The sequence below is a fragment of the Roseovarius autotrophicus genome, from assembly GCF_018069895.1.
Taxonomy (GTDB): Bacteria; Pseudomonadota; Alphaproteobacteria; order Rhodobacterales; family Rhodobacteraceae; genus Roseovarius; species Roseovarius autotrophicus.
The window spans coordinates 100,314-124,435 of the sequence record NZ_JAGQDH010000002.1 but is presented as its reverse complement, the minus strand read 5'-3'; the positions used below and the strand labels follow the sequence as shown (position 1 = coordinate 124,435).

The following is a 24,122-nucleotide window of genomic DNA, read 5'->3' as shown; positions in this document are numbered from 1 at the left end:
GGTCAATCCTCGGGCTGAAATGGGGGGGCGGCGGCGGCTCAGCTCAGCCAACGCTTGCGGCGGCGATAGCTGCGCACCTCGCGGAAGGATTTGCGCCCCTCGTCAGACATGCCGAGGTAGAATTCCTTGACGTCGGGATTCTCGCGCAACGCAGCGGCGGCCCCGTCCATCACCACCCGGCCCGATTCTAGGATATAGCCGTAATGGGCAAAGCGCAGCGCCACATTGGTGTTCTGCTCGGCCAGAAGGAAGGTATAGCCTTCCTGCTCGTTGAGCGACTTCACGATCTCGAAAATCTGTTCCACAAGCTGTGGCGCAAGGCCCATTGACGGCTCATCCAGAAGGATCGTCTCGGGTCGGCTCATCAGTGCGCGGCCGATGGCGCACATCTGCTGCTCGCCACCCGAAGTATAGCCCGCCTGCGATTTTCGGCGCTCCTTGAGGCGGGGGAAATATTCATAGACCTTGTCGAGGTCGGCCTCGATCTCGCCCCGGCTGGCGCGGCGGGTATAGGCCCCGGTCAGCAGGTTTTCCTCGACGGTGAGGTGTTCGAAACAGTGCCGCCCCTCCATCACCTGCACCACGCCCTTCTGCACAAGGTCCGAAGGCGCAAGATCCTGCACCCGCTCGCCGCGATAGGTGATCGTGCCTTTCGTCACCTCGCCGCGCTCGGACTTGAGCAGGTTCGACACTGCCTTGAGCGTCGTCGTCTTGCCCGCGCCGTTGCCGCCCAGAAGGGCCGTGATCCCGCCCTTGGGCACCTTGAGGCTCACGCCCTTCAGCACGAGGATGACGTGGTTGTAGATCACCTCGATATTGTTGACCTCGAGCAGGGTCTCGTCACTCGGTGCGGCGTCCAGCATCGACACTCTCCTTGGGGGCAGGCGCGCGACCGCGCCCTTCATCGTTCCAAAAATACTCAGATATCCCCGGCCGCAGCTCTGTGCCACGGCCGGGGAAAGGGTGGCATCAGCAGCGCGGGGTGATCCCGTTCTCCGCCGCGAAGGCCGCCGAATCCTCGGCCACCAGCTTGGCGATGATCTCCTGATCGGACTGGAAGTAGTCGGTGATGAGCGTGAACTCACCCGCCGCCGCGTCCCATTGCGCAACCGCGCCATAGCCGTTGCCACCGTGGTTCTCGCACGACACCTTGAACTCGGGGCCAAAGCCCGGAAGCCCGAGCGCCGCCATCTTGGCCTCGGTCATCTCGAGGTTCTCCATGCCGTCGCGCAGTTGCGCAGCGTCGATCACCGACACCCCGTGCATCTCCTGCGCAGTCTTGATGGCTTCGGCGGCCAGCATCGCGGCATACATGCCCCGGTTATAGAGCACCGAGCCCAGCTGATCGCCCGCACCGGCGGCCTTGCCTGCGTCCAGAACGTGCTTCTGGATGTCGTCATAGACCGGATAATTGCGGCCAAGGTTGTGGAAGGTCAGCGCCTTGTAGCCATTGGCGGCAGGACCGGCGGCCTTCACGTCGTTCTCGGAACCCGACCACCAGATGCCGATGAAATTCTCCATCGGAAAGCGGATGTTCACGGCCTCCTGCACGGCGACCTGGTTCATCACGCCCCAGCCCCACATCAGGACATAATCAGGCCGGTCGCGCCGGATCTGGAGCCATTGCGACTTCTGCTCCTGACCGGGGTGATCCACCGGCAGCAGGACCAGGTCAAAGCCGTGTTTCTTGCCCAGTTCTTCGAGCGTGCGGATCGGCTCCTTGCCATAGGCCGAGTTGTGATAGATCAGCGAGATCTTCTTGCCGCTGATATCGCCGCCATTCTGGTCAAGGATATGGGTGATGGCGTGGCTCGCGCCGTCCCAGTAGTTGGCCGGGTAGTTGAACACCCATTCGAACACGCCGCCATTCTTGGCCGAGGTCCGGCCATAGCCCATGGTGTGAAGCGGGATGCCGTCGGCGCTGGCCTTGGGAATGAGCTGATAGGTGATGCCGGTCGAGAGCGGCTGATAGATCAGCGCGCCATTGCCCGCCCCCTTGGTGGCCTCGTAGCACTCGACGCCTTTCTCGGTGTTGTAGCCGGTCTCACATTCGACGAGGTTGATCTTCTCGCCGCCGATGCCGCCGTCACGCTGATTAAGCAGCGTGAAGTAATCCTGATAGCCGTCCGAGAACGGGATGCCGTTGGCGGCATAAGGCCCGGTGCGATAGCTGGTGTCTATGATGGTCAGGTCGGCCAGCGCCGGTCCTGCCGCCATCAGTGCCGCGAAAGCGGCTGTCATCAGTTTCTGTTTCATCGGTTTATAATCCTCCCTTGGTTTTTCCGATGCCTCATCATGAGCGCACGATCCCGCGCTCAATTCCGCAAGGTGGGTGCCAACCCACCAATGCCCGCCCCTAATGCGGGAAGGGCCAAAGCCTCAGTTTCTCCTTGGCCACGCGCCAAAGCTGCGCCAACCCGTGCGGCTCGGCGATCAGGAAAATCACGATCAGCGCGCCGACGATGATGAATTCCAGATGCGCCGCCAGGTCCGTGGGCCAGCCAAGCCCCCCCACCAGCACATTCTTGAGCAGCACCGGCAGGAGCACAAGAAAGGCCGCCCCGGCAAAGCTGCCGAAGATGGAGCCAAGCCCGCCGATGATCACCATGAAGAGCACGAGGAAGGATTTGTTGATCCCGAACACCTCGCCCACCTCGACAGCCCCCAGATAGACCGAAAAGAACAGTGCCCCCGAGATGCCCACGAAAAACCCAGAGACAGCAAAGGCGGTCAGCTTGGCCTTCAAGGGGTTCACCCCGATGATCTCGGCGGCGATGTCCATGTCGCGGATCGCCATCCATTTGCGGCCCGCCATGCCGCGCGTCAGGTTGCGCGCAAGGATCGCGCAAATCACCGTGAAGATCAGGCAGAACAGATAGGCCGCCCATGGCGCGGTCTGCGCGCCGGTCACGGCCACGCCAAACACCGTGCGCTCGGGGGCGTTGATCTGGCCCGAGGCCGAGTAGTTGTAGAACCACCCCACCCGGTTGAAGAGCCAGACAAGGAAGAACTGCGCCGCAAGCGTCGCCACCGCAAGGTAAAAGCCCTTGATCCGCAGGGACGGCAGGCCGAAGAGCACGCAGACCGCCGCCGTGATCCCACCCGAAACGATGACATGGAAGAAGATGTTGATTTCGGGGAACGCGACCATCAGCTTGTAGCAGGCATAGGCCCCCACCGCCATGAACCCGCCGGTGCCAAGGCTCACCTGTCCGCAATAGCCCACCAGGATGTTGAGCCCGATAGCCGCGATGGTATAGATCAGGAAAGGCAGAAAGACGGCGTTTACCCAGTAATCGTTGATCAGGAACGGGATGACCGCGAAGGCCGCCACCAGCACCGCGTAATAGCGGTAACGGTCGAACCTGATCGGAAAGGTCTGGTTGTCGTCCACATAGGAGGTCTTGAAATCCCCCGCCTCACGGTAAAACATCAGATCACCTCCCCATGAATTTCGCTGTCCTCGGTGCGCTTGTCGGCCCGGTTGGGCCGCCGCGCATAGCCTTTTGCCTCGGCGTGGCGCACCAGCCAGAGAAAGGCGAGCATCCCCACAGCACCGCCGATCGCGGCAAGAAGCGCCGCCGTGACCATCTGCCCGGATTGCTCGGGCCTCGCCGAGAGGGCGAGATAACCGAAGGCCCAGAACCCGCCCCAGGCGACGACATTGGCAATGGCAATGAGTTTCTGCATCGCTGTCACACCCGCTCGATGATCTTTTCGCCGAACAGGCCCTGCGGCCGGAACACGAGGAAGATGAGTGCCAGCATGTAGGCGAACCAGTTTTCGGTCGCGCCGCCCACCAGGGGGCCGATGGCGAATTCGAACATCTTTTCGCCCACCCCGATGATCAGCCCGCCGACAATGGCACCGGGGATCGAGGTGAAGCCGCCCAGCATCAGCACCGGCAGCGCCTTCAAGGCGATGAGCGAGAGCGAGAACTGCACGCCCATCTTGGTGCCCCACATGATCCCCGCCACCAGCGCCACGAAGCCCGCGAGCGACCAGACCATGACCCAGATGAAGTTGAGCGAGATGCCGACCGAGAGCGCGGCCTGATGGTCATCGGCCACCGCGCGCATGGCGCGGCCATGCTTGGAGTATTGCGCGAACATCACCAGTCCCGTCACCAGCAGCGCCGCCACCACCGTGGCCACGAGATCGAGATTGTCGATGAAGAAACCGTAACCGAAGATGCCGAAAGTCACATCGTCGATCGCGCTGTTCATGCCCTGCGGTAGACCCACGTCGAGCTTCTTGATATCGGCCCCCCACATCACGTCGCCGAACCCTTCGAGGAAATAGGCAAGGCCAATGGTGGCCATGAACAGGATGATCGGTTCCTGCCCGACAAGGTGACGGAAGATCAGCTTGTTCACGATCCACGCCAGCGCGATCATCACCACCACGGTAAGCGCGATGGCCAGAAGCGCGGGCACCTCCCAGCCGAAATGGTGCACCTTGGTGCCGAACACCGCATTGATGAGATGCGAGAAGGGCACCTGCCCCTCCATGATCCCCACCAGCGTCAGCGCGGCAAAAAGCGCCATCACCCCCTGAGCATAGTTGAAGATGCCCGACGCCTTGTAGATCAGCACGAAGCCGAGCGCCACAAGCGCATAGAGCACCCCCGCCATGAGGCCGTTGAGAAAGACCTCCATTCCGAAAATCACGCTGTCAGGCATGGGCTGCCTCCCCCTTGATGGCGTTCTTGTGCGGTGTCTCAGGCTTCAAGGCGTGTCTCCACGATCCGAAGCGTGAGACCGTCCGCGCCGCTGTCTTTCTGCACTTCCAGTTTCGGCTCGATCCACAGATGGCTGTGCCAGCGCCCCTCGGCCACCGGCACATAGCGCCCCTCGCTCACCGCGCCCCCGATCCAGTCGTCGAACCCCGGCACCGGCGCGTTTGCGGGGTCGCGCACCGCGCAGGCGGATATACCGTCCTCGGGCGCGCGATCCACGATCAGGACGCGCCCCCCGCTGAGCGCATAGCGCGTCACGGCCCCGTCGCGCGTGCCTTGGTCCAGCCCCGCCACCACCGGCGGCACAAGATTCTCAAGCGCGCTGACACAGCGCGTCTGGAAATCGGCCCAGGCATCGGCCTGTGCCATGGCAGGAAGGAAGGACAGCAAAAGCGCCGCACACGCGACCAAGGGCCCCGGATCGCGTCCGGGGTGCTTTCGCTTTGCGAAATCAATCATGCGCCACCCCGAGATAGGCGTCGATCACGGCCTGATTGCTGCGCACCTCTTCGGGCGTGCCGTCGCCGATCTTCTTGCCGTAATCCATCACCACGACACGGTCGGAAAGGTCCATCACCACGCCCATATCGTGCTCGATAAGGGCGATCGTCGTGCCGAATTCATCGTTCACGTCGAGGATGAAGCGGCTCATGTCCTCCTTTTCCTCGACATTCATGCCGGCCATCGGCTCGTCCAGAAGCAGGATCGACGGCTCTGCGGCCAGCGCGCGCGCCAGTTCCACCCGCTTCTTGAGGCCATAGGGCAGGCGCGACACGGGCGTCTTGCGGATGTGCTGGATTTCGAGGAAATCGATGATCTTCTCCACCGCTTCGCGGTTTGCGACCTCCTCGCGCTCGGCCGTGCCCTTCCAGAGCGCCTGCGCGAAAAGTCCCGCCTTCATCTGCCGGATGCGGCCCGTCATCACGTTGTCGAGCACGCTCATCCCCTCAAAGAGCGCGATGTTCTGGAAGGTGCGCGCGATGCCCTGCTGCGCCACCTGATAGGGTTTCATCGGCGGGCGCCGCTCGCCTTTATACCAGACCTCGCCCTCCTGCGGATGGTAGAACCCGCTGATCACGTTGAGCATCGAGGACTTGCCCGCACCGTTGGGGCCGATGATCGCGCGAATCTCGCCCTCGCGGATATCGAAAGAGATATCCCTGATCGCCACCACCCCACCAAAGCGCAGGGTGATGTTCTTCATCTCCATCACCACGCCGCCGATCTTGCGGCCATCGGCGGTCACGGTGGTCTCTTGGCTCATGTCGTTCATTCCGCAGCCACCTTCGTTACGGTTTCCATGGTGACCCGTGCCTCCACGATCTTGAGCGTCGCGCTGATCGCGCCCTTGCGCCCGTCCTCATAGGTCACTTCGGTGGTGGTAAAGACCTCCTCCGACCCGTCGTAGAGCGCCGTCAGCAGGTCGTCGAATTTCTCCGAGATCACGTTGCGCCGCACCTTGCGGGTGCGGGTCATCTCGCCATCGTCGGCGTCAAGTTCCTTGTGCAGCACGAGGAAGCGATGGACCTGGCAATGCGACAGCATCGGATCATCCGCAAGGCTGCGGTTGACCTCTTCCACATGGGTGCGGATCGTTTCCAATACCTGCGGGTGTCCGGCCAGTTCCTGATAGGAGGCGTAGCCGATATTGTTGCGCTCGGCCCAGTTGCCGACAGCCGTCAGGTCAATGTTGATGAAGGCGGTGCATTTGTCGCGGCCATTGCCGAACACCACGGCCTCGAGGATGTTGGGATAGAACTTGAGCTTGTTCTCGACGTATTTGGGCGCGAACAGGCGGCCATCGGCCATCTTGCCAACATCCTTGGCGCGGTCGATGATCCGCAAATGCCCAGAACCTTCCTCGAAGAAACCCGCATCGCCGGTGGCGACCCAACCCTCGGCATCCTTGGTTGATGCGGTGCTGTCGGGGTTCTTGTAATAATACTCGAACGTGCCGGGGCTGCGATAGAACACCTCTCCGGTCTCGCTGATGCGGATCTCAACGCCCGGTGCGGGCACGCCCACGGTATCGGAGCGCACTTCGCCATCGGGTTGCAGGGTGATGAACACCGACGCCTCGGTCTGGCCGTAAAGCTGTTTGAGGTTGATGCCAAGCGAACGATAGAAATCGAAGATCTCCGGCCCGATCGCTTCGCCCGCCGTATACCCCACCCGCACCCGGCCAAGACCGAGCGTATCCTTCAACGGACCATAGACGAAAATATTGCCGAGCGCATATCTCAGCCGGTCCATCCCGCTGACCTGCTTGCCATCAAGGATCGCAGGGCCAACACGGCGTGCGTGCGCCATGAAATGATGAAACAACCATTTCTTGAAGCGGCTTGCGTCCTCCATGCGGATCATCACGCTGGTCAGTTGCGTCTCGAACACGCGCGGCGGGGCAAAGAAATAGGTCGGCCCGATCTCGCGCAGGTCGGTCTGCATCGTCTCGGGGCTTTCGGGGCAGTTGACGCAGAATCCGCACCAATAGGCCTGCCCGATGGAAAAGATGAAATCGCCCACCCATGCCATCGGCAGATAGGCCAGCACCTCTTCGTCCTTGGTCAGTTTGTCGAACTCGGACGAGGATTTCGACGCCTCGATGATGTTGCGATTGCTCAGCACCACGCCCTTGGGCTTGCCCGTGGTGCCAGAGGTATAGAGCATGACGCAGATACTGTCGTAATTCAGCTTTTCACGCCGCGCCTTGAGATCCTCGATCCATTCGTAATAGGCGGCGCGGCCCTGCTCCTGAATGTCGATGAAGCGGTGCAGCTTGTGGTGGTCGTATTTGCGCAAGCCGCGCGGATCGACATAGATGATGTGCTCAAGCTGGTGCAATTCTTCCTGCACCTCGATCAGCTTGTCCACCTGCTCCTGATCCTGAACGATGGCAAAGCGCGCGCCGCAATGCTCCATCACATAGGCCATTTCAGGCGCGGCGGCATCCTGATAGAGCGGCACGGGGATCGCCCCCACCGATTGCGCGGCGACCATCGACCAGTAGAAATAGGGCCGGTTGCGCCCGATCACGGCGACGAAATCGCCCTCGTTCACGCCCAGATTGATGAGGCCAAGCGCCAGTGCCTCGATTTCCTTTTCCGCCTCGGCCCAGGTCCAGCTTTGCCAGATACCGTATTCCTTTTCCCGATAGGCGGGACTGTTCGCAAAGCGCGTAGCGTTGCGTTGCAAAAGCGCGGGAATGGAGTCCATCCCCTCCGTCGGTTGTGACGGCTGTGCCAAATCCGTATCCTCCCTTTCGCCCGCTTCCTCCGACGGGCTGCGCCCGAGGCGCGATTCTTCTTGCCTCAAGGGTGCGCGTTAATTGCTGCCGGTCAACTTTTTCCTGAACATTTCGCAAAACTTACGAATTGTAACAGGGGCGGGAACGGTCTTTGCGCGTTACACGCACGGTGCTAGGGGAAGAGATCGGGACAACACGGGGATGGTGGATTGGCGGTGGCGTTTTGTGTTGGGCGACACACTCGGATTTTTCCCCGCGCGGAATCGAGGCGTGCTTGCACGCCGCCGCGCGAGCGCCCGACCGCCCCGCCACCCGGAGGCTATCGCAGATGAGCACCGACCGCGACGCCATGACCATGGCCGGGCTGAACCTGATTCAGCAGGCGCTGACCATCTATGACCGCGATCTGCGGCTGGCCGTGTGCAACCGCCGCTTTCAGGAAATGTTCGCACTGCCCGATGCGCTGGTGACGCCGGGGGCCGATTTCGCGGACACGATCCGCTATCTGGCCACGCGCGGCGATTATGGCGATGTCGGCGAGGTAGGGGATTTTGTCGCCGAACGGGTCGAGATCGCCCGCGCATTCGAGCCGCATTACATGGAGCGCACCCGCGCCAACGGCACCACCATCAGCGTCGAAGGCACGCCGCTGCCGCAGGGCGGCTGGGTCACGGTCTATACCGACATCACCCGCACCAAGCGGCAAGAGGCGCTGTTGCGCGCGCGCTCGGAGGAACTGTCGGATCAGCTTCTGAGCTATTCCGAGGAACTGGCCAGCGCCAACCGCGAATTGCAGGCGACAATCACCGCCCTTGAAGAGGCCAAGCGCCAGATCACCGAGGCCGAAGCGCGCACGCGGTTGACCGCCGAAATGATGCCCGCCCATATCGCCCATGTCGGGCCGGACCGCCGCTATACCTATTCCAACCGGCGGCTGACCTCGGTCATGCCCGGCTCGCGCGTTGACCTCATCGGGGTTCACGCGGCGCAGGTGCTCGGCCCCGAGACATGGGCGGTAATCGGACCGGAACTGGACAAGGCCTATGCCGGCACGCCCTCGATATTCGAGTTCACCCACGAACCAAGCTCGCGCCGGGTGCGCGTGGCGCTCACGCCCGATCCCACCAGCGGCGGGGTCTATATCCTGTCCATGGACATCACCGAAGAAAGCCAGACCCGCGCCGCGCTGCAACAGACCCGGCGGCGGGAAATGGCGGCGCAACTGACCTCCGGCCTTGCGCATGATTTCTCGAATCTGCTCACGATCATTCTGGGGATGCAGTCGCGCCTTGCCCGGATGGGCCTGACGACAGACGCGCGCGAACTGATCGACGCCACCATTGCGGCGGCGCGGCGCGGCGGGGGGCTGCTCAATCGCATCGCCGACATGACCGGCCCCCGCGAGCACGAGCCGGTGCCCACGGATATTGCCGCCTTTCTTGGCGATCTGGACACGCTGGCGCGCTCTGCCCTGCCTTCGGGCGTGGCGCTGCGGATCGAGGCCGAGGCCGACGGGCGCTATCTGCTCGATGCGGGGATGTTGCAGGATTCGCTTCTGAACCTGGTCCTCAACGCGCGCGATGCCTGTGCGCCCACGGGGGTGATCACGCTCTCGGTGCGACACTTGCAGGAGACATGGCTGGAATTCACCGTGCGCGACACCGGCCCCGGCTTCACAGAGGAGGCGCTGGTGCACGCGCTCGATCCGTTCTTCACCACCAAGGGCGGCGAGGGGTCGGGCCTTGGTCTGTCGATGGTCTATGACATGACCAAGCTGGCGGGCGGGCGAATCGCCTTGGGCAATACCGGGGCGGGCGGGCAGGTGGTGCTGCGCCTGCCGCTGCGGCCTGCGGGGGATGCGCGCCCGCCCGGCCTTGTCCTTCTGGTCGAGGACAGCCCCGATCTGCGCTCCACCCTGCGTGACATGCTGCGCAGCGCGGGCCACAGCGTGATCGAGGCGGCAAGCGTCGAGGAGGCGAGCGCCCTGCTCGCTGACCTGCCCGAGATCTCCGCCGTGCTCTCGGATGTGGTGCTTGAAGGCGCGCGCACCGGCATCGACCTTGCCACATTGCCCCGCCCCGAGGGCTGCGCGCTGGTGCTGATGACCTCGCTGCCGCCCGAGGACGCGCTCCACCGGGCCGCGGCCGCCACAGCACCGGTGCTGCGCAAACCCTTTACCGCCGCGCAGCTTGACGCGGCCCTCAATGCCGGAGGCCGCCCATGACCGCACCGCTTGTCACCATCCTCGACGACGAACCGGCGATCCGAGCCATGCTCTCGGACGCGCTGAACGAAGCCGGATTTCGCACCATGGCCTTTGGCCGCGCGACCGAGTTCGAGGCCGCGCTGCGGACCACCATGCCCGATGTCTGTCTTGTCGATCTGTCGTTGCCCGACCGCGACGGGCTGAGCCTTGTGCATCGGCTGGCGCTGGAACAGGGCGCGACAGTGATCATCATTTCGGGGCGTGCGCAGGTGCAGGACCGGGTCACGGGGCTGGAACTGGGGGCGGATGACTACATCATCAAGCCGTTCGACCCGGCGGAGGTGGTGGCGCGCATCCGCGCCCGCCTGCGGCGCGGCACACCCAGCACCCAGACCGGCGAGGTGGCGCGGTTCAACGGCTGGGTGGCGCATTTCGACCGTTATGTGCTGGAGGACGAAAGCGGCACCGAGACGCCCTTTTCCCATGCCGAGGGCGAGGTGCTGCGGCTGTTTCTGGAGCGGCCCAAGCGGCTGATTTCCCGGCAGGCGATGCAGGAGGCCCTGGGCGGCGCTGCGGGCGAGAGTTTCGACCGCGCGATGGACGTGCGGATCTCGCGGCTGCGCACCAAGTTGCGCGAGGATCCCAAGAACCCGCGCCTGATCAAGACGATCTACGGTGCGGGCTATATCTTTCTGGGGGATGTGGGCTGGGGGTGAGGGCCTCGCAAGGGGCCTGGGGCCGGGATAACCGGCCTTGAGCGGACAATTGAGTTGAGCACCCATGCCATGCGCGGAATCAAGGCGCGGAACGCGCCGCCGCGCACCGGAAACCTGCCTTGACGCCTCAGGGCGCGCGCCCCTCCATGATCTGATTGGCAAAGCCATGGTTGGTGTCGCGGTGATGCGCCTCGTCGGCGCGCACGCGGATCACCACGTCGCGCAGCCGCGCCCCCTCGGGCAGATCCCAATAATCAATCGCGATCCGCGGGGCGGGCACATTCTCCTGACGGCCGGCGTCGATCTCGGCAAGGTATTGCGTGTAGCTCGCCACCGCCTCCTCCTCGAGATAACCGACGATGCGGTGGGCGGTGCGCGGCGCGAAAAGATATGTGAAGAAGAACACGTTATAAAAGACCGCCTGCGCCCCCATGATAAGCCAGCGCTCGCCCCGCGAGGGTTGGGCGATATGGATGAAGGTCATCAGGTGCATCCGCTCGTTCTCCGCCTCATCGAGCAATTCGCGGATCCAGCCCTGATCCTCGCGGATATGGCGCAAGGATTTGAGGTGCTGCAAGAGCCCGCCCACCATGCCCGGCACGGCGGCCACGGTTTCCAGCACCACGGCGCGATGGCCATAGCGCTTGGAAAAGAACGCATCGGCAAAGACGCGCATGAATTTCACGATTCGCAGCGCGATCCGGTCATGGATATCTCGCGGGGCGTGGTGGGCGGTCAGGCCGGTCGTGTGGTCAGGATGAAAGTCGTGGCTCTGTGTCATCTCTTGCTCCCTTTCTCTCCTCCTAGATGGGAACCAAAGATGATTTTTGAATGCGGCATTTGGTGCGCCGATTGCTTCACGCGGCGCGCGCCACCGCCTCGGCCAGAACCTTCAGCCCCGCCACAAGGTCCGTCTCGGCGGTGTCCTCGGCGAAGGCGTGGCTGATCCCGTCGATGGACGGCACGAAAAGCATCGCCGTGGGCAAGAGCCGCGCCACGTTGGTCGCGTCATGCAGCGCGCCCGACGGCATCCGCCGCCAGCGGCCCGGTGCGTGGGCCTCGGCGCTCTGACAAAGCGCGTCACGCAGCCGGGCATCCATCGCCACCGGCTCCAGCCCCAGAAGATCGCCGAATGTCACGCGCAACCCCATCTCCTGCGCCACGTCCTGCGCGGTGGTGCGGATGATCGCCTCCATCCGGCCCAGCCGGTCGGCGTCCCCATCGCGCCACTGCATCGAGAAGGTGGCGCGCCCCGGCACGATGGAATGCGCATCCGGATGCAGGCGCACATGACCGATGGTCCAGACAGTCTGCGGCGTCACCACGTTGCGCAGCCGCTCGTTGAGCAGGGTATTGAACCGCGCCAGCCCCTGAAACGCGTCACGCCGCCGGTGCATGGGCGTGGTGCCCGCATGGTTCTGTTCGCCCTCCAGCGTGATGCGCATGTCGCGGATGCCGACGATATCGGTCACGACCCCCACCGCCTCGCCCGCCTCGTAAAGCCACGGGCCTTGCTCGATATGCATCTCGAAAAACCCGGTAAAGCGGGCGGAATCAACGAAATCCCCCACAAGATGCGCCATGGCCGCGCGCGCTCCGGCAAAGGTCACCCCGTCGCGGTCGGTCAGGCGGTCGGCTTCTTCAAGCGAGAGATTGCCCGCCCAGATCGCACTTCCGGTGGTGACGCCAAAGCGGCCCTCCTCATCCTGAAAGGACACGACCGAGACCGGCGGCCCGCCTGCCTCATGGCTTGCGCGGGCAATCTCCAGCCCCGCGATGACGCCAAGCGCCCCGTCAAGCCAGCCACCCTCGGGTTGGCTGTCGGAATGGCTGCCGACCAGAACCGAGCGCCCCTCCGCCAGCCCGAAAAGGCTTCCCACCGGATCGAACTGCGGGGTCAGACCGGCGGCGCGCATCTCACCCGCCAGCCAGTCGCGCGCGGCGATGTCCGCCGCGCTGAAGGCCGGGCGCACCACGCCGCGACCCACCCCCGCCGCGCCAAAGGCACGCAGCCGGTGCAGATTTTCAAGGAACCTCTCCGGGTTGACGGCAATCATCGTGCATCTCCCTTGGTCGCACACAGAGCCTAGCGGCGCGGCGCGCGGGCGCAACCGCTTTCGCTCAACCGCCCGACACGCCCGCCTCGGCGAAACTCGCCATGCCGGAATGGCACGCAAGCGCCGCCTGCACCACGCCCATGGCCAGCACCGCGCCCGACCCCTCGCCCAGACGCAGCCCGAGCGACAGGAGCGGCGCCTTGCCCAGCCGGTCCAAAAGGCGCGCGTGGCCCGGCTCGGCGCTGACATGGCCCGCAAGCGCGTGGTCGAGCGCGCCAGGGGCCTCGGCCTCCAGACAGGCGGCGGCGGCGGTGCAGATGAATCCGTCGAGCAGCACCGGGATACGGCAGGCGCGCGCCCGCGCAATGGCCCCCGCCATGGCCGCAAGCTCGCGCCCGCCAAGCGCGCAGAGCACCGCGAGCCCGCCACGCCCCGGATTGGCCGCGACCGCCTGCGCCACCACCCGCGCCTTGTGCGCAAGGGCCGCATCGTCAATCCCCGTGCCGCGCCCGGTCCAGTCCTCGGCGCGCCCGCCGAAAAGCGCAAGCGCGATGGCGGCGGCAGGCGTGGTGTTACCGATGCCCATCTCGCCCGCCACGAACAAATCGGCCTCCGGGTCCACCGCCCCCCAGCCGGTTGCCAGCGCCACCACGCAATCGGCCCCGGACATGGCAGGGCCTGTGGTGATGTCGCCCGTGGGCCGGTTGAGGGAAAGCGCGTGCACGTCGAGCCGTGCGCCCACCACGCCCGCCACCTGATTGACCGCCGCGCCGCCCGCCTTGAAATTCGCCACCATCTGCGCGGTGACCTCGGGCGGAAAGGCCGACACGCCCCGCGCCACCACCCCGTGATTGCCCGCGAAAACCGCCACTTGCGGGCGGGTGACTCGCGCGCGCGCCTCGCCGCGCCAGCCACAATACCACGCCGCCACCTCCTCGAGCCTGCCAAGCGCGCCGGGCGGCTTGGTCAGCGTCGCGTCGCGGGCGCGCGCGGCGCTGATCGTGGCGTCATCGGGTCCGGGCAGGTCGCGCAAGAGTGCGGCGAAATCGGCGAGCGTGGTGAAGGGGGCGGACATGGCGACCTCGTTGCAAGTGAGCGCGCCCTTCTGTATCGCGGGAGGCGCGCCAACCCCAGAGCAAACCGCCGCGATGACAGACAAAACCCTAATCCGACCCGTGGACCTCGCGCTTGCGCTGGGGCTACTCACGCGCCTGCCGGTGCCCGTGAGAGACACAGCGCGCGGTGCGCGCGCGGCCTGGGCCTGGCCACTGGCTGGGGCGGTGCTGGGCGGTCTGGCGGGGCTTGTCGGCTGGGCCGCTTTGGCACTTGGCCTGCCCGCGCCGGTGGCGGGGCTTTTGGCACTCGGGGCACTGGTGATGACAAGCGGCGCGCTGCACGAGGACGGTCTGGCCGATACGGCGGACGGGATCTGGGGCGGCTGGACGCGCGAGCGGCGGCTTGAGATCATGCGCGACAGCCGCATTGGCAGCTATGGGGTGATCGCGCTGACGCTGTCTCTGGCGCTGCGCGGCGTGGCGCTGACATATCTGTTCGAGGCCGGTCCCGGCGCGGCGGCGGCGGCGATTGTCACCTCGGCGATGCTGTCGCGCGCGGCGATGGCGGGGGCGATGGCCGCCCTGCCCCATGCCCGCAAGAGCGGACTGGCTCAGGCACAGGGCCGCCCGCCGGCAGCAACGGTCGGGCTGGCGGCGGGACTGGCGATGGGGGGGGCGGTCCTTTTGTGCGGCGCGTCCGGCCTTGTTGCGGCGGGGGCGGCGGCGCTGGTCGCGGCCGTCATCGCGCGGCTGGCACGCGTGAAAATCGGCGGGCAGACCGGCGATGTTCTGGGGGCGGTGCAACAGGGGGCGGAAATCGCCGTGCTGCTCTGTCTGCTGACGTGACCGGCAGATCCATCGGATCAAGGGGCGGTTGTCTATGTGGCGGGGGTCATCCTCCGGCTTGACCGGAGGATCCCGTGGCCGAGAGACCCTCGGATCCAGTCCGAGGGTGACGGTGCGCCCCCGGTCCCGCGCCCCTCAAACGCCGAGATAGCGATCCGCGCGCGCGCGGTCGGCGCGCAAGGTCTCTGCCGTCATCTCCTCGGCCAGCCGCCCGTTTTCCAGAAACGCCACCCGGTCGGCGACCGAGAGCACCGCGTCAAGGCGCTGTTCGACCAGCAGGACCGCCACCCCCTCGGCGCGCTTTTGTGCCACCACCTCACGGATCGCGGCGATCATCGAGGGTTGCAGCCCCTCGGTCGGCTCATCGAGCAAGAGCGCGCGGGGGGCAAGACAGAGCGCGCGCGCCAGCGCCAGCATCTGCTGCTCGCCACCCGAGAGCGTTTCGGCGCGCTGGCGCAGGCGGTCGCGCAGGCGGGGAAAGAGGTCGAGCACCTCGTCGCGCAAAACCCCGCCGCCGCCGCCCGCCATAAGCCCGATTTCGAGGTTTTCGGCCACGCTCAGCCCGGCAAAGAGGCGGCGACCCTGCGGCACATAGCCCAGACCAGCCCCCGGCACACGATACGAGGGCAGCGCATCAAGCCGCGTCTCGCCCAGCCAGACCTCACCGCCCATGGGGGCCAACAGCCCCATCGCCGCGCGCAAGAGCGTGGTCTTGCCCGCGCCGTTGCGGCCCATGAGGCACAGGATTTCGCCGGAGGCCACGGTGAGCGAGACGCCGTGCAGCACCTCCGCCGCGCCGTATCCGGCGCGCAGATCAGCGATCCGCAGCATCCCCGCCCCCCAGATAGGCCGCCTGCACGGCACGGTTGGCGTGAATCTCGAGCGGCGTGCCCTCGGCTAGGATGCGCCCCCCCGCCATCACCGTGATGCGCTCGGCCAGGGCCATGACCACGGCCATGTTGTGCTCGATCAGAAGGATCGTGACCTCGCCCGCCAGATCGCGAACAAGCGCCTGAAATCCCTCGATTTCACCTTCGCTCAGGCCTTGGGTCGGCTCGTCAAGGATCAGAAGGCGCGGGCGCTGGGCAAGGCCCATGGCGATCTCCAGCAGGCGCTGATGGCCATAGGCCAGATCGCCCGCCACCTGATCGGCGCGCGCCTCAAGCCCGACGCGGACGAGCGCCTGCGTGACCGCCTGCACCAGCCCCGCCCCGCGCACCCGCCGCCTTGCGGCCAGCGTCACGTTCTCTGCCACGCTCAGCCCCGCGAACACGGATGTGATCTGGAACGTATAGGCCATCCCCAGCCGCATCCGGCGATGCGCGGGCAGGCGCGTGATGTCGCGCCCGTCAAAGATGACCTGGCCTCGCGTGGGCGCGATGCGGCCTGCGATCATGCCCACCAGTGTCGTCTTGCCCGCGCCGTTGGGGCCGATGAGCGCGCGCACCTCGCCTTCGGGCAGGTCGAGATCGACGCCATCCACGGCGCGCAACCCATCGAAATCGCGGGTGAGGCCGCGCACCGACAGAAGGCTCATGGCAGCCCCCGCCAGAACCTGCGGCGCACCTCGCCCATGATGCCCTGCGGCGCGAAAAGCGTCAACCCCACCAGCGCCACCCCGGCAATCAGCATGTAGGCGGTGGTGAGGCCGGAACTCAGGTCGATGAGATAGAACATGAAAAGCGTGCCGATGAAGGGGCCTAGCACGGTGCCCGCACCACCCAGGAGCACCCACAGAAGCGGCAGGATCGAATATTGCACGCTTGCGAATGTCGCGCCGACATAGCCGAAAAGCATCCCGTAGACCGCCCCCGCCACCGCCGCCATCGTGCCAGAGGCAACCATCGCGGCAAATCTGTGCGCCTGCGTGTCATAGCCCAGCATCCGCACCCGTTCCTCGTTCTCGCGGATCGCCACCAGCACCCGGCCGAACGGCGCGCGCACCAGCGCAAGGCTCAGAAGCAGGCAAATGGAGAAGAGAACCAGAGCCGCCAGATAGCGCGTGCCGGGCGCACTCAGATCCATGCCCCAGAGCACTCGCCCCGCTTGCGCCAGAACAAAACCCTCGTCGCCCCGTGTCCATTCGCCGAAATGCAGGATGGTGAGGAACCCCGCCTGCGCGAACATCAGCGTGACGATCATGAAGGCCACGCCCGAGGTGCGCAGCGCCAGCGCCGCAACAAGGGCCGAGACCACCGCGCCCGACGCGATCCCGAGCATCAGCCCCGCCCCCGCGCCAAGCCCGAGATGCTGCACCCCCATGCCCATCCCATACAGCCCCGCCGCGAAGAAGAGCGCGTGGCCAAGGCTCAGAAGGCCAGTGTAGCCGAAGAGCAGGTTATAGGCCAAAGCGTAGCTTGCCAGCACCATCACCCGTGCCAGATTGCCATGGTGATAGGCGGGCAGCAGGAAATGCGCCGCCAGAAGCGCCGCGATTAGGCCAAGATGGAGCACCAGCGCCCTCACCGCCCGCGCGCCCCGAAAAGGCCCTGCGGGCGGAACACCAGCACCAGTGCCACCAGCAGCGTGGCAAGGATCTTGGCCAGCGTCGGCGAGAAGAAAACCGAGATGATCCCGTCAGACAGCCCGATCAGCACCGCCGCCAACAGCGTGCCCGGCAGGCTGCCAAGCCCGCCGATGATCACCACGATGAACGACAGCAGAAGCGGATCCGCCCCCATCAGGTAATGCGCCTGTTGAATCGGCACGATCAGCACGGCGGCAAGCGCGGCCATCCCCGCCCCCAGCCCGAAGGTCAGCGCATAGACCCGCTCCACCGGCACGCCGAAGGCGGTGGCCATCTCGCGGTCGGCCTGCGTGGCGCGCATCACGAGCCCCACCCGCGTGCGCGCCAGAAACAGCCACAGCGCGCAAAGCACCGCCCCCGCCGCCCCGATCACGGTAAGCTTCCATGTGGTGATCCCCAACCCCCATGGCCATGTGAGCGCCCAGCCGTCCGGCCCCCGCTCGAGCCATGGCAGGGCGATGCGGGCGTTGAACGGGGCCACCACGGGGCGCGCATCGGGACCATAGGTCATCAGGGTGAGTTGTTGCAGGATATAGAGCAGGCCGATGGTAGCGACGATGGTGCGCTCGGGATCATAGGAGAGGCGCTTGAGGATGGTCACATCCGCCGCCACGGCGAGCGCGCCCACAAGGAGCGGGGCCACCACCAGCGCCAGCGCAAAGCCCCAGGGCCCCGCCACCGCCTGCGTCACCCACCACGCCAGCACCGCGCCCAGCATGAAGAACTCGCCATGGGCGATGTTGACCACCCGCATGACGCCGAAGACAAGGCTGAGCCCTGCCGCCGTCAGCGCCAGCACGGCCGCTGTCACCGCGCCTTCGAGCGTGGCGAGCATGAGGTGGGGGCCGAACTCCATCAGTGCTGCGCCCCGCTCATTGCGGCACGAACTCCATCCCGCCCATGAGGATGCGCTGATCCTCGGTGAGGGTCACGATCTGCCCGTGGCGGCGCTCCAGCGCACGCGCGACGACCTCGTTGCGCGGCTTCCAGACATACATCGGGTCATGGCGCACCGCGACCCATGTAAGCCGCCCGCCCTTGCGCCACGGGTCAAGAACGATGCCCTCGTCAAAAGCCGCACCCTTCGCGCTCACGATGGCGGTGGAATGTTCCAGCCGAAACACGTTGTCGGCATTCGCAACCGCGCGATGCAGGTCGAGCGTGGCGAATCGCTCTTGCTTCAGCCGGTCCTCCATGTCACGCGCCCAGTGCCAGCATAGACCGCGCGGCTTGAGCCCCATGTTGACCTTGGTGTTGTGGATCAGCGGCGGATCGGTGATCCGGTATTGCAGCGCCAGCGCGTGCGTATGCGCGTAGGAGAGGCGCGCGGCGCGCGCCGCTTCGTCGCGGTCCACCTCGGGGTCAAGCCCGGCGATGGCGGCGGCAAGCCGCGCCACCTCCTCCGCCTCGGCGGGGGGCGGGGGCGCGCCGCAGCCGGCCAGCGCCAGAAGCGCCAGCCCCTGCACCATCTGCCTGCGCGTCACCGCCACCTGCGCTTGCCTCCTCAGAACGGCTGTTGGGTGTAATCCACCTCGTCGGGATAGAGCGTATCCTCGATCGATGTGCGATGCACGCGGATAAGCCGCCCGCCCTCGACCCGGCTGATGTTCTGGTGGCCAAAGACCTGATGGGTGCGCCCGTTGAAGCGCTTGGCGCCCTGCGGATGCGCCAGCCCCTCGGGCATGTCCTCCATGGCCTCGACCGCCTCGATCAGCGCGGCACGGTGCTGCGGACCGGCGTATCCCGCCGCCTCCATCCCCGCCTTGATGACGTGCAGCGTCTCCCAGCAGCCGAACATGTGGCCATAGGTGGACACGTCGCGCGGATCGGCCATCGAGGCGCCACGGTCGTTGACACCAACGGCGGCACGATAGAATGCCTCATGCTCGCTCTGATCGGGTTGTGCATGGCGGCACATGCCTTCCCAGAAATGGCTGCCCTCAAGAAATTCAAGGCCAGGGCTGTCGATGGCAACCGCCTCAAGGCTGTCGATGAAGCCGAACAGTGCCGGCCCCTGCCCGCCGAAGAACTCGCCCAGTTCCTTGACAAAGGTCAGGACGGCAGGACCCACCATGACGTGATAGAGCACCTCGGTATCGCGCGGGATGCGCGGGAAATACTTGGTAAAGGAGGTCTCTGTCGGCGGAATCGCGATCTTTTCCAGCACCGTGCCGCCATTCGCCTCGATCGCCGGAACAAGATTGTCGCGGTGATCATAGCCGAAGCCGTAATCGGGAAAGATCATCGTGACCTTCTTGCCAAGCGTTTCGGTGATGAAAGGGGCCATCGAGATGACCTGGCTTTTCACATCCGTGATGCCGGGCTGAAGCGTGTAGCGATTGAGCATCCCGCTAGCGACATGATGGCCCTCGGAGACCACGAAATAAGGCAGCTTCAACTCGCCCGCGCGCGGGGCGGAGCCGATCACCACATGGCTGAAGAGCGGGCCAAAGACCACATCCACCCGGTGCTGATTGGCGAACTTCTCCACCACTTCGGCGCCGCGCTTGGGGTCGGTGCCGTCATCCTCGGCCACGATCTCCACGGGCCGACCATTGATGCCGCCACCCTCGTTGATGAGATTGACGGCCGCTTCGACCGTGCGGCCATACCAGCGGCCATAGGCCGCGCCGATGCCGGTGCGATGGACCTGAAAGCCCAGCCGGATCGGCGCAGCGCTCTGGGCATGGGCGTAGCGCGCCCAAAGGGGCAGGCTCGCCGCGGCGGCACCAGCCGCGAGCGTTCCGAGCGCGCCACGGCGAGAGATGGCGGTGAGATCGGTCTTGATGGTCATGGGCGGGTCTCAGCTCTGTTCTGGTTGCGATCGGCAAAAGTGCCGCTCGCGCGCAAATTGCGCAGACTGCCCCCCATTGTCCAGCCTCCTGACCCTCAGATACCGCGTGGCGTGGCGAGAAGCCACAGGCCGAAGACGGTGTAGGCAACCATGAAGAGGGCCAAGGGGGCCTGTCCCAGGACGGCGCGGCGCACCGACTGGCCCGCGCGCAGCGCCACCGCATGCGCCAGCATCAGCGCGATGACATGGCCTGCCACGACGGTGCCCGCCTGCGTGAGCCAGATCAGGCGCACCGGGCCGGGATGGCTCAGAAATCCGGCGGTGACGTGGTAATCGCCCAAATGCAGCGCCTCGACGATCCCGGCCAGCACATACTGGCCGTCGAGCAGCAGCGCCGTCAGGTAATGCGCGATGTGATAGGCCAGCGCGATCGGCAACAGTGTCGGTGCGTAGAGGCGGATGAGGTGGGCCGTTCGTGCCGGCTCGCCGGCCAGATGCGCGCCGAGGGCAAGCGCGGCGGCAAGGATGGCGATCAGCGCGGCATTGGCGATGCCGAGACCCGCGACATTCACCGCCACCACCGCCGAGCGCCCCGGAAATTCCAGCGGATTGGTGCCGATGAGTCCCAGCCACCAGAAGGTCTCGTTGAGCCCGTCGAAACTGCCGCTGCCCAGTAGAAGCAGCATCATGACCGCCAGCCCCAGCGATGGGCGGGGGCTGCGAAGTATCTGCCAACCCGGCAAACCCAGCGCCCGCCGCGCTCCCCGCCGCCCGAAAATCCCCATCCGCCCGTAGGCGCGCAAGAATACGCCCAGCGCCTCGCCGCGCACAAGCCAGCGCGGGCCGAAAAGCACCACCGCCACCAGTGTCAGCATCCAGTAGCCGCCCGTCACCACCGCCAGCCGCGCCGGATCGGCTGGGGCGGGATCGGCCAGCAGAAAGCCTGCAAAGGCGAGAAACCCCAACGCGGCAGGCCAGTGCCCCCAGCGGCGCGGATAGCGCAAAAGCGGCGCACGGCGCCTGAAGAGGCCGGCCAGCCCCGTCCACGGGTTGATGCGGGACCAGATATCGCCGATCAGCCCCTGAACCGCCACCAGTCCCATCCAGAATACCACCCAGACCCCGAGCGAAAGCGGATTGCCCAGCGGATCGCGCGATCCGGTCCAGCCCTGCCACACCGCCCAGAGCAGCAGTGCCGCCGACAGCAGGCTGAGGGTCGGCCCGCCTCTGGCCCGCCGCCAGAGCGCCACAGGCCGAAGCGGCGCCAACGCCGCCCGTCCCGGCAGCAGCGCGAGCAGGACCACCGTGAGTACCACCACCGCTCCGCCCGCTGCGATATAGATGCCGGTGGGCAGGAGCAGCACAAAGCCCTGTTCGGAGGCATGCGCCTGCGCCTGTCCCGTCAGCGCGAGCCAAAGCGCCGCCGCCGCCCCTGTCCGCCTCATGCGCCGCGCCCGGCAAGGGCCGCGAAAGCCGACGGCAAAAGCATGTCAGGGTCGTGGCATGTTACCGGCACACCCTGCGCCGCGAGTGCCGCCGCCCGCCCCGAGGCGGTCCCGTCGGGGGCGACGAGGGCAAGGCTCTGGCCCAGCCAGTAGGGCCGCGCAGCCGCGAGCTCTGCCCCGAGCAGATGGCCGGTCAGCACCGCGGGCCGGCCCGTCACCTCGGCCACGCGCAGATGCGCGGCAAGGCGCTCGGGGCGGCTGATGCTGTCGGCAAGGGCCGCCGGGTCAACCTCTTTCGCGCCGCCCAGCGCCATGACGAGGCGAGGGGTTAGGAAGCTGAGGCAACTGACCGCCTCGCGCGCGCTCAGATGCACCCAATGGGCCAGCGTCGGGGTCAGCACGCAGGCGACCCCGTCCCAGTTCGGCGCGGCCTCGGTCAGGCCGATGAGCAAAAGCCGCGTCCAGCCGTCGAGCACATCGGGCGGCGATACCTGCTCAAGGCCCGGCAGGGTCGGGCCGCTTTCGGGCAAGAGGCGGGCGGGCAGGCGCGCGGCCACGCCTTCGCCCACGCGCAGCACCGGGCCGGTCGCCCGATCAAGCGATGCGATCGCTTCGTCCGCGCTGACCCCGCCCGCCTCGGCCAGCACGCGCACGCCGTCGAGCGCAAAGGCACGGCCCCCACGCCCGTCATGGCCACAAAGCCGCCAGCGACTCATCGCCCGGATTGCAACTGCGCCACGAGGCCCGACATGTCATAACCCGCATCCGAGGCGCGGCGCAGGATTTCCTCGGCCCCGAGCGTGTCGATTTGCGTCATGCTCCACATCACGGTGCAGCGCGTGCCGGTGCGGCAATAGGCGAGGATGGGCTTGGGCAGGGTGTCGAGCGCTGTGCTGAACGCCTCGGCATCGGTGCGCGTCATCTGCCCCGAGATGATCGGCAGGAACTGCACCTGGAGCCCTGCGGCGCGGGCGGCCTCGGCCACGGCTTCATAGACGGGCTGGCCCATTTCCTCGCCATCGGGGCGGTTGCACAGGATCGCGCGATAGCCGGCTTCTGCGATGTCGGGCACGTCCGCGACCTCGATCTGGGGGGAGACGGAAAAATCCTCGGTGATCTTGCGCAGGTCCATGACGCTCTCCTTGGCTGGGCTGGCGCCGATATGCGCGCGAATCGCGGCCAAGATCAATGCCGCCGCCTTGCCGGGGGCGCGGGCGCGGGCTAAGCAGACGGCGAATGAACAAGGGAGCGCGGGATATGGGCGATCTGCCGGGTATCGTGATCAACGGCGTGTCGGGGCGCATGGGGCAGATGCTGGTGCGCGTGGTGGGCGAAAGCGCGCAGGCGCGGCTTACAGGCGCGCTGGAACGGCCCGGACATCCCTGGATCGGGCAGGATCTGGGCCGTGCCATGGGCGGGGCGGATCTGGGCGTAGTGGTAAGCGACGACCCGCTTGAGGTGGTGGCTACCGCCCATGCGGTGATCGACTTTACCGCCCCCGCCGCGAGCGTCGATCTGGCGACGATCACGGCGCAGGCGCGGGTGGTGCATGTGATCGGCACGACCGGGTTCGAGGACGCCCACCTGAAACGGCTGGCGGCGGCGGCGCGCCATGCGGTGATCGTGCGGGCGGGCAACATGAGCCTTGGCGTGAACCTGCTGGTGCAACTGACGAAGCGCGTGGCCGCCGCGCTGGACGAGAGTTTCGACATCGAGATCGTCGAGGCCCATCACAACCAGAAGGTCGATGCGCCCTCGGGCACCGCGCTGATGCTGGGCGAGGCGGCGGCAGAGGGGCGCAACGTGGTGCTCGAGACGGTGGCCGACCGGGGCCGCGACGGGATCACGGGGCGGCGCGAGCGCGGCCATATCGGCTTTGCCGCCATTCGCGGCGGCGATGTGGTGGGCGAGCATGACGTGATCTTTGCCGGCGCGGGCGAGCGTGTGGTGCTGCGCCATATCGCCACCGACCGGGCGATTTTCGCCCGTGGCGCGCTGCGCGCGGCGCTCTGGGGTCAGGGAAAGAACCCCGGTGAATATGACATGATCGACGTGCTCGGGCTCAGGGCGGAGTGATCCGGGCGGGCCCGGCCTGCGTAATCAAATGGTGACACGTTTTCTCTCGAACGGTTTGCCATGCGATACGCAATTGCTCTCATTCTCCTTTTCGGGCTGGCGCTGCCTGCGCGCGCCGATTTCGCGCCCGTGACCGAGCGTGATGGCTTTGTCTCGCTCATCTCTGGCCGCGACCTCACCCGCTTCGGCATCCGCCTCAAGGTGACGCCGGACGGTCATATCCGGGGCCGCGCCTTTGGCCGCGACGTGCGCGGCGCGTGGCGGTGGGACGGGGATTATTTCTGCCGCAGCCTCTATTGGGGAGAGATGGACCTTGGCCCCAACTGTCAGGCGGTGCGCCTGAATGGCGACACCATACGGTTCATCTCGGATCAGGGCACGGGGCAGTTCGCCGATCTCTACCTGCGCTGATTGCGCC

Annotated in this window: 25 protein-coding genes; 5 read left to right on the top strand and 20 right to left on the bottom strand. The window is 66.1% G+C overall.

From position 1 onward, the window contains the following. Window positions 1-38: 38 nt before the first annotated feature. From KAK09_RS03650 to KAK09_RS03615, 8 genes are all read right to left on the bottom strand, one after another. Window positions 39-863: an ABC transporter ATP-binding protein gene (locus KAK09_RS03650; RefSeq protein ID WP_210877497.1), complete on the bottom strand. Its 825-nt coding sequence runs from the start codon at window positions 861-863 to the stop codon at window positions 39-41. Window positions 864-969: 106 nt separating this feature from the next. After that, the gene (locus KAK09_RS03645; protein WP_210877496.1) at window positions 970-2,256 is read right to left on the bottom strand and encodes an ABC transporter substrate-binding protein; all 1,287 of its coding nucleotides are present in this window, start codon (window positions 2,254-2,256) and stop codon (window positions 970-972) included. Between the two features lie 100 nt (window positions 2,257-2,356). Further along, window positions 2,357-3,433, bottom strand: coding sequence for a branched-chain amino acid ABC transporter permease (locus KAK09_RS03640; RefSeq protein WP_210877495.1), 1,077 nt, complete (start codon window positions 3,431-3,433; stop codon window positions 2,357-2,359). Next, window positions 3,433-3,690 carry a hypothetical protein gene (locus tag KAK09_RS03635; RefSeq protein WP_210877494.1) on the bottom strand — a complete coding sequence of 86 codons (258 nt, stop codon included), beginning with the start codon at window positions 3,688-3,690 and terminating at the stop codon, window positions 3,433-3,435. Before KAK09_RS03635 ends, KAK09_RS03640 begins: the two co-directional genes overlap by 1 nt. A 5-nt stretch (window positions 3,691-3,695) precedes the next feature. After that, window positions 3,696-4,682, bottom strand: coding sequence for a branched-chain amino acid ABC transporter permease (locus tag KAK09_RS03630; RefSeq protein WP_210877493.1), 987 nt, complete (start codon window positions 4,680-4,682; stop codon window positions 3,696-3,698). 38 nt (window positions 4,683-4,720) lie between these two features. After that, window positions 4,721-5,197: a hypothetical protein gene (locus tag KAK09_RS03625; protein WP_210877492.1), complete on the bottom strand. Its 477-nt coding sequence runs from the start codon at window positions 5,195-5,197 to the stop codon at window positions 4,721-4,723. Continuing rightward, a complete protein-coding gene (locus KAK09_RS03620; protein WP_418895513.1) occupies window positions 5,190-6,002 on the bottom strand; it encodes an ABC transporter ATP-binding protein in 813 nt (270 codons plus the stop codon). The genes KAK09_RS03625 and KAK09_RS03620 overlap by 8 nt, the downstream gene beginning before the upstream one ends. A 5-nt stretch (window positions 6,003-6,007) precedes the next feature. Next, window positions 6,008-7,951 (bottom strand): AMP-binding protein, encoded by a 1,944-nt coding sequence (locus tag KAK09_RS03615; protein ID WP_210877490.1) that lies wholly within the window; start codon window positions 7,949-7,951, stop codon window positions 6,008-6,010. A gap of 359 nt (window positions 7,952-8,310) precedes the next feature. Here KAK09_RS03615 and KAK09_RS03610 point away from each other — a divergent pair, with 359 nt between their 5' ends. Continuing rightward, a complete protein-coding gene (locus KAK09_RS03610) occupies window positions 8,311-10,206 on the top strand; it encodes a PAS-domain containing protein (protein WP_247651047.1) in 1,896 nt (631 codons plus the stop codon). Next, the gene (locus tag KAK09_RS03605; RefSeq protein WP_210877489.1) at window positions 10,203-10,904 is read left to right on the top strand and encodes a response regulator transcription factor; all 702 of its coding nucleotides are present in this window, start codon (window positions 10,203-10,205) and stop codon (window positions 10,902-10,904) included. Before KAK09_RS03610 ends, KAK09_RS03605 begins: the two co-directional genes overlap by 4 nt. A gap of 127 nt (window positions 10,905-11,031) precedes the next feature. Here the strand turns inward: KAK09_RS03605 and KAK09_RS03600 are convergent, their stop codons facing one another. The 3 genes from KAK09_RS03600 to cobT form a co-directional block, all read right to left on the bottom strand. Beyond that, window positions 11,032-11,685 carry an alternative oxidase gene (locus KAK09_RS03600; RefSeq protein WP_210877488.1) on the bottom strand — a complete coding sequence of 218 codons (654 nt, stop codon included), beginning with the start codon at window positions 11,683-11,685 and terminating at the stop codon, window positions 11,032-11,034. Between the two features lie 76 nt (window positions 11,686-11,761). After that, window positions 11,762-12,961, bottom strand: coding sequence for a hydantoinase/carbamoylase family amidase (locus KAK09_RS03595; RefSeq protein WP_210877487.1), 1,200 nt, complete (start codon window positions 12,959-12,961; stop codon window positions 11,762-11,764). 64 nt (window positions 12,962-13,025) lie between these two features. After that, window positions 13,026-14,036 (bottom strand): nicotinate-nucleotide--dimethylbenzimidazole phosphoribosyltransferase, encoded by a 1,011-nt coding sequence (gene cobT / locus KAK09_RS03590; protein ID WP_210877486.1) that lies wholly within the window; start codon window positions 14,034-14,036, stop codon window positions 13,026-13,028. Window positions 14,037-14,109: 73 nt separating this feature from the next. On the opposite strand from cobT, the gene cobS reads away from it, so the two are divergent. Then, on the top strand, window positions 14,110-14,862 hold the full coding sequence (gene cobS / locus KAK09_RS03585; RefSeq protein WP_210877485.1) for an adenosylcobinamide-GDP ribazoletransferase: 753 nt from the start codon (window positions 14,110-14,112) through the stop codon (window positions 14,860-14,862). A 135-nt stretch (window positions 14,863-14,997) separates the two neighbouring features. On the opposite strand, the gene KAK09_RS03580 is transcribed toward cobS, so the two are convergent. From KAK09_RS03580 to KAK09_RS03540, 9 genes are all read right to left on the bottom strand, one after another. After that, window positions 14,998-15,693, bottom strand: a complete 696-nt coding sequence (locus KAK09_RS03580; RefSeq protein ID WP_210877484.1) for an ABC transporter ATP-binding protein — start codon at window positions 15,691-15,693, stop codon at window positions 14,998-15,000. Beyond that, complete coding sequence (locus KAK09_RS03575; protein ID WP_210877483.1) at window positions 15,677-16,399, bottom strand: ABC transporter ATP-binding protein; 723 nt, start codon at window positions 16,397-16,399, stop codon at window positions 15,677-15,679. Before KAK09_RS03575 ends, KAK09_RS03580 begins: the two co-directional genes overlap by 17 nt. Then, the gene (locus tag KAK09_RS03570) at window positions 16,396-17,328 is read right to left on the bottom strand and encodes an ABC transporter permease subunit (protein ID WP_210877482.1); all 933 of its coding nucleotides are present in this window, start codon (window positions 17,326-17,328) and stop codon (window positions 16,396-16,398) included. The genes KAK09_RS03575 and KAK09_RS03570 overlap by 4 nt, the downstream gene beginning before the upstream one ends. After that, window positions 17,325-18,245: a branched-chain amino acid ABC transporter permease gene (locus tag KAK09_RS03565; RefSeq protein ID WP_210877481.1), complete on the bottom strand. Its 921-nt coding sequence runs from the start codon at window positions 18,243-18,245 to the stop codon at window positions 17,325-17,327. Before KAK09_RS03565 ends, KAK09_RS03570 begins: the two co-directional genes overlap by 4 nt. Before the next feature lie 16 nt (window positions 18,246-18,261). After that, window positions 18,262-18,858 (bottom strand): hypothetical protein, encoded by a 597-nt coding sequence (locus KAK09_RS03560; RefSeq protein WP_210877655.1) that lies wholly within the window; start codon window positions 18,856-18,858, stop codon window positions 18,262-18,264. A gap of 35 nt (window positions 18,859-18,893) precedes the next feature. Beyond that, the gene (locus KAK09_RS03555) at window positions 18,894-20,183 is read right to left on the bottom strand and encodes an ABC transporter substrate-binding protein (protein ID WP_210877480.1); all 1,290 of its coding nucleotides are present in this window, start codon (window positions 20,181-20,183) and stop codon (window positions 18,894-18,896) included. 95 nt (window positions 20,184-20,278) lie between these two features. Continuing rightward, a complete protein-coding gene (locus KAK09_RS03550) occupies window positions 20,279-21,628 on the bottom strand; it encodes a hypothetical protein (protein ID WP_210877479.1) in 1,350 nt (449 codons plus the stop codon). Next, entirely contained in the window at window positions 21,625-22,344 is a 720-nt protein-coding gene (locus tag KAK09_RS03545; protein ID WP_210877478.1) for a 2-dehydro-3-deoxygalactonokinase, read from the bottom strand. Before KAK09_RS03545 ends, KAK09_RS03550 begins: the two co-directional genes overlap by 4 nt. After that, window positions 22,341-22,760 (bottom strand): protein tyrosine phosphatase family protein, encoded by a 420-nt coding sequence (locus tag KAK09_RS03540; RefSeq protein WP_210877477.1) that lies wholly within the window; start codon window positions 22,758-22,760, stop codon window positions 22,341-22,343. The genes KAK09_RS03545 and KAK09_RS03540 overlap by 4 nt, the downstream gene beginning before the upstream one ends. 125 nt (window positions 22,761-22,885) lie before the next feature. Between KAK09_RS03540 and dapB the strand changes: the two genes are divergently transcribed. Further along, window positions 22,886-23,704 (top strand): 4-hydroxy-tetrahydrodipicolinate reductase, encoded by an 819-nt coding sequence (gene dapB / locus KAK09_RS03535; RefSeq protein WP_210877654.1) that lies wholly within the window; start codon window positions 22,886-22,888, stop codon window positions 23,702-23,704. A gap of 60 nt (window positions 23,705-23,764) precedes the next feature. Continuing rightward, a complete protein-coding gene (locus tag KAK09_RS03530) occupies window positions 23,765-24,115 on the top strand; it encodes a dihydrodipicolinate reductase (RefSeq protein ID WP_210877476.1) in 351 nt (116 codons plus the stop codon). Window positions 24,116-24,122: the final 7 nt, after the last annotated feature.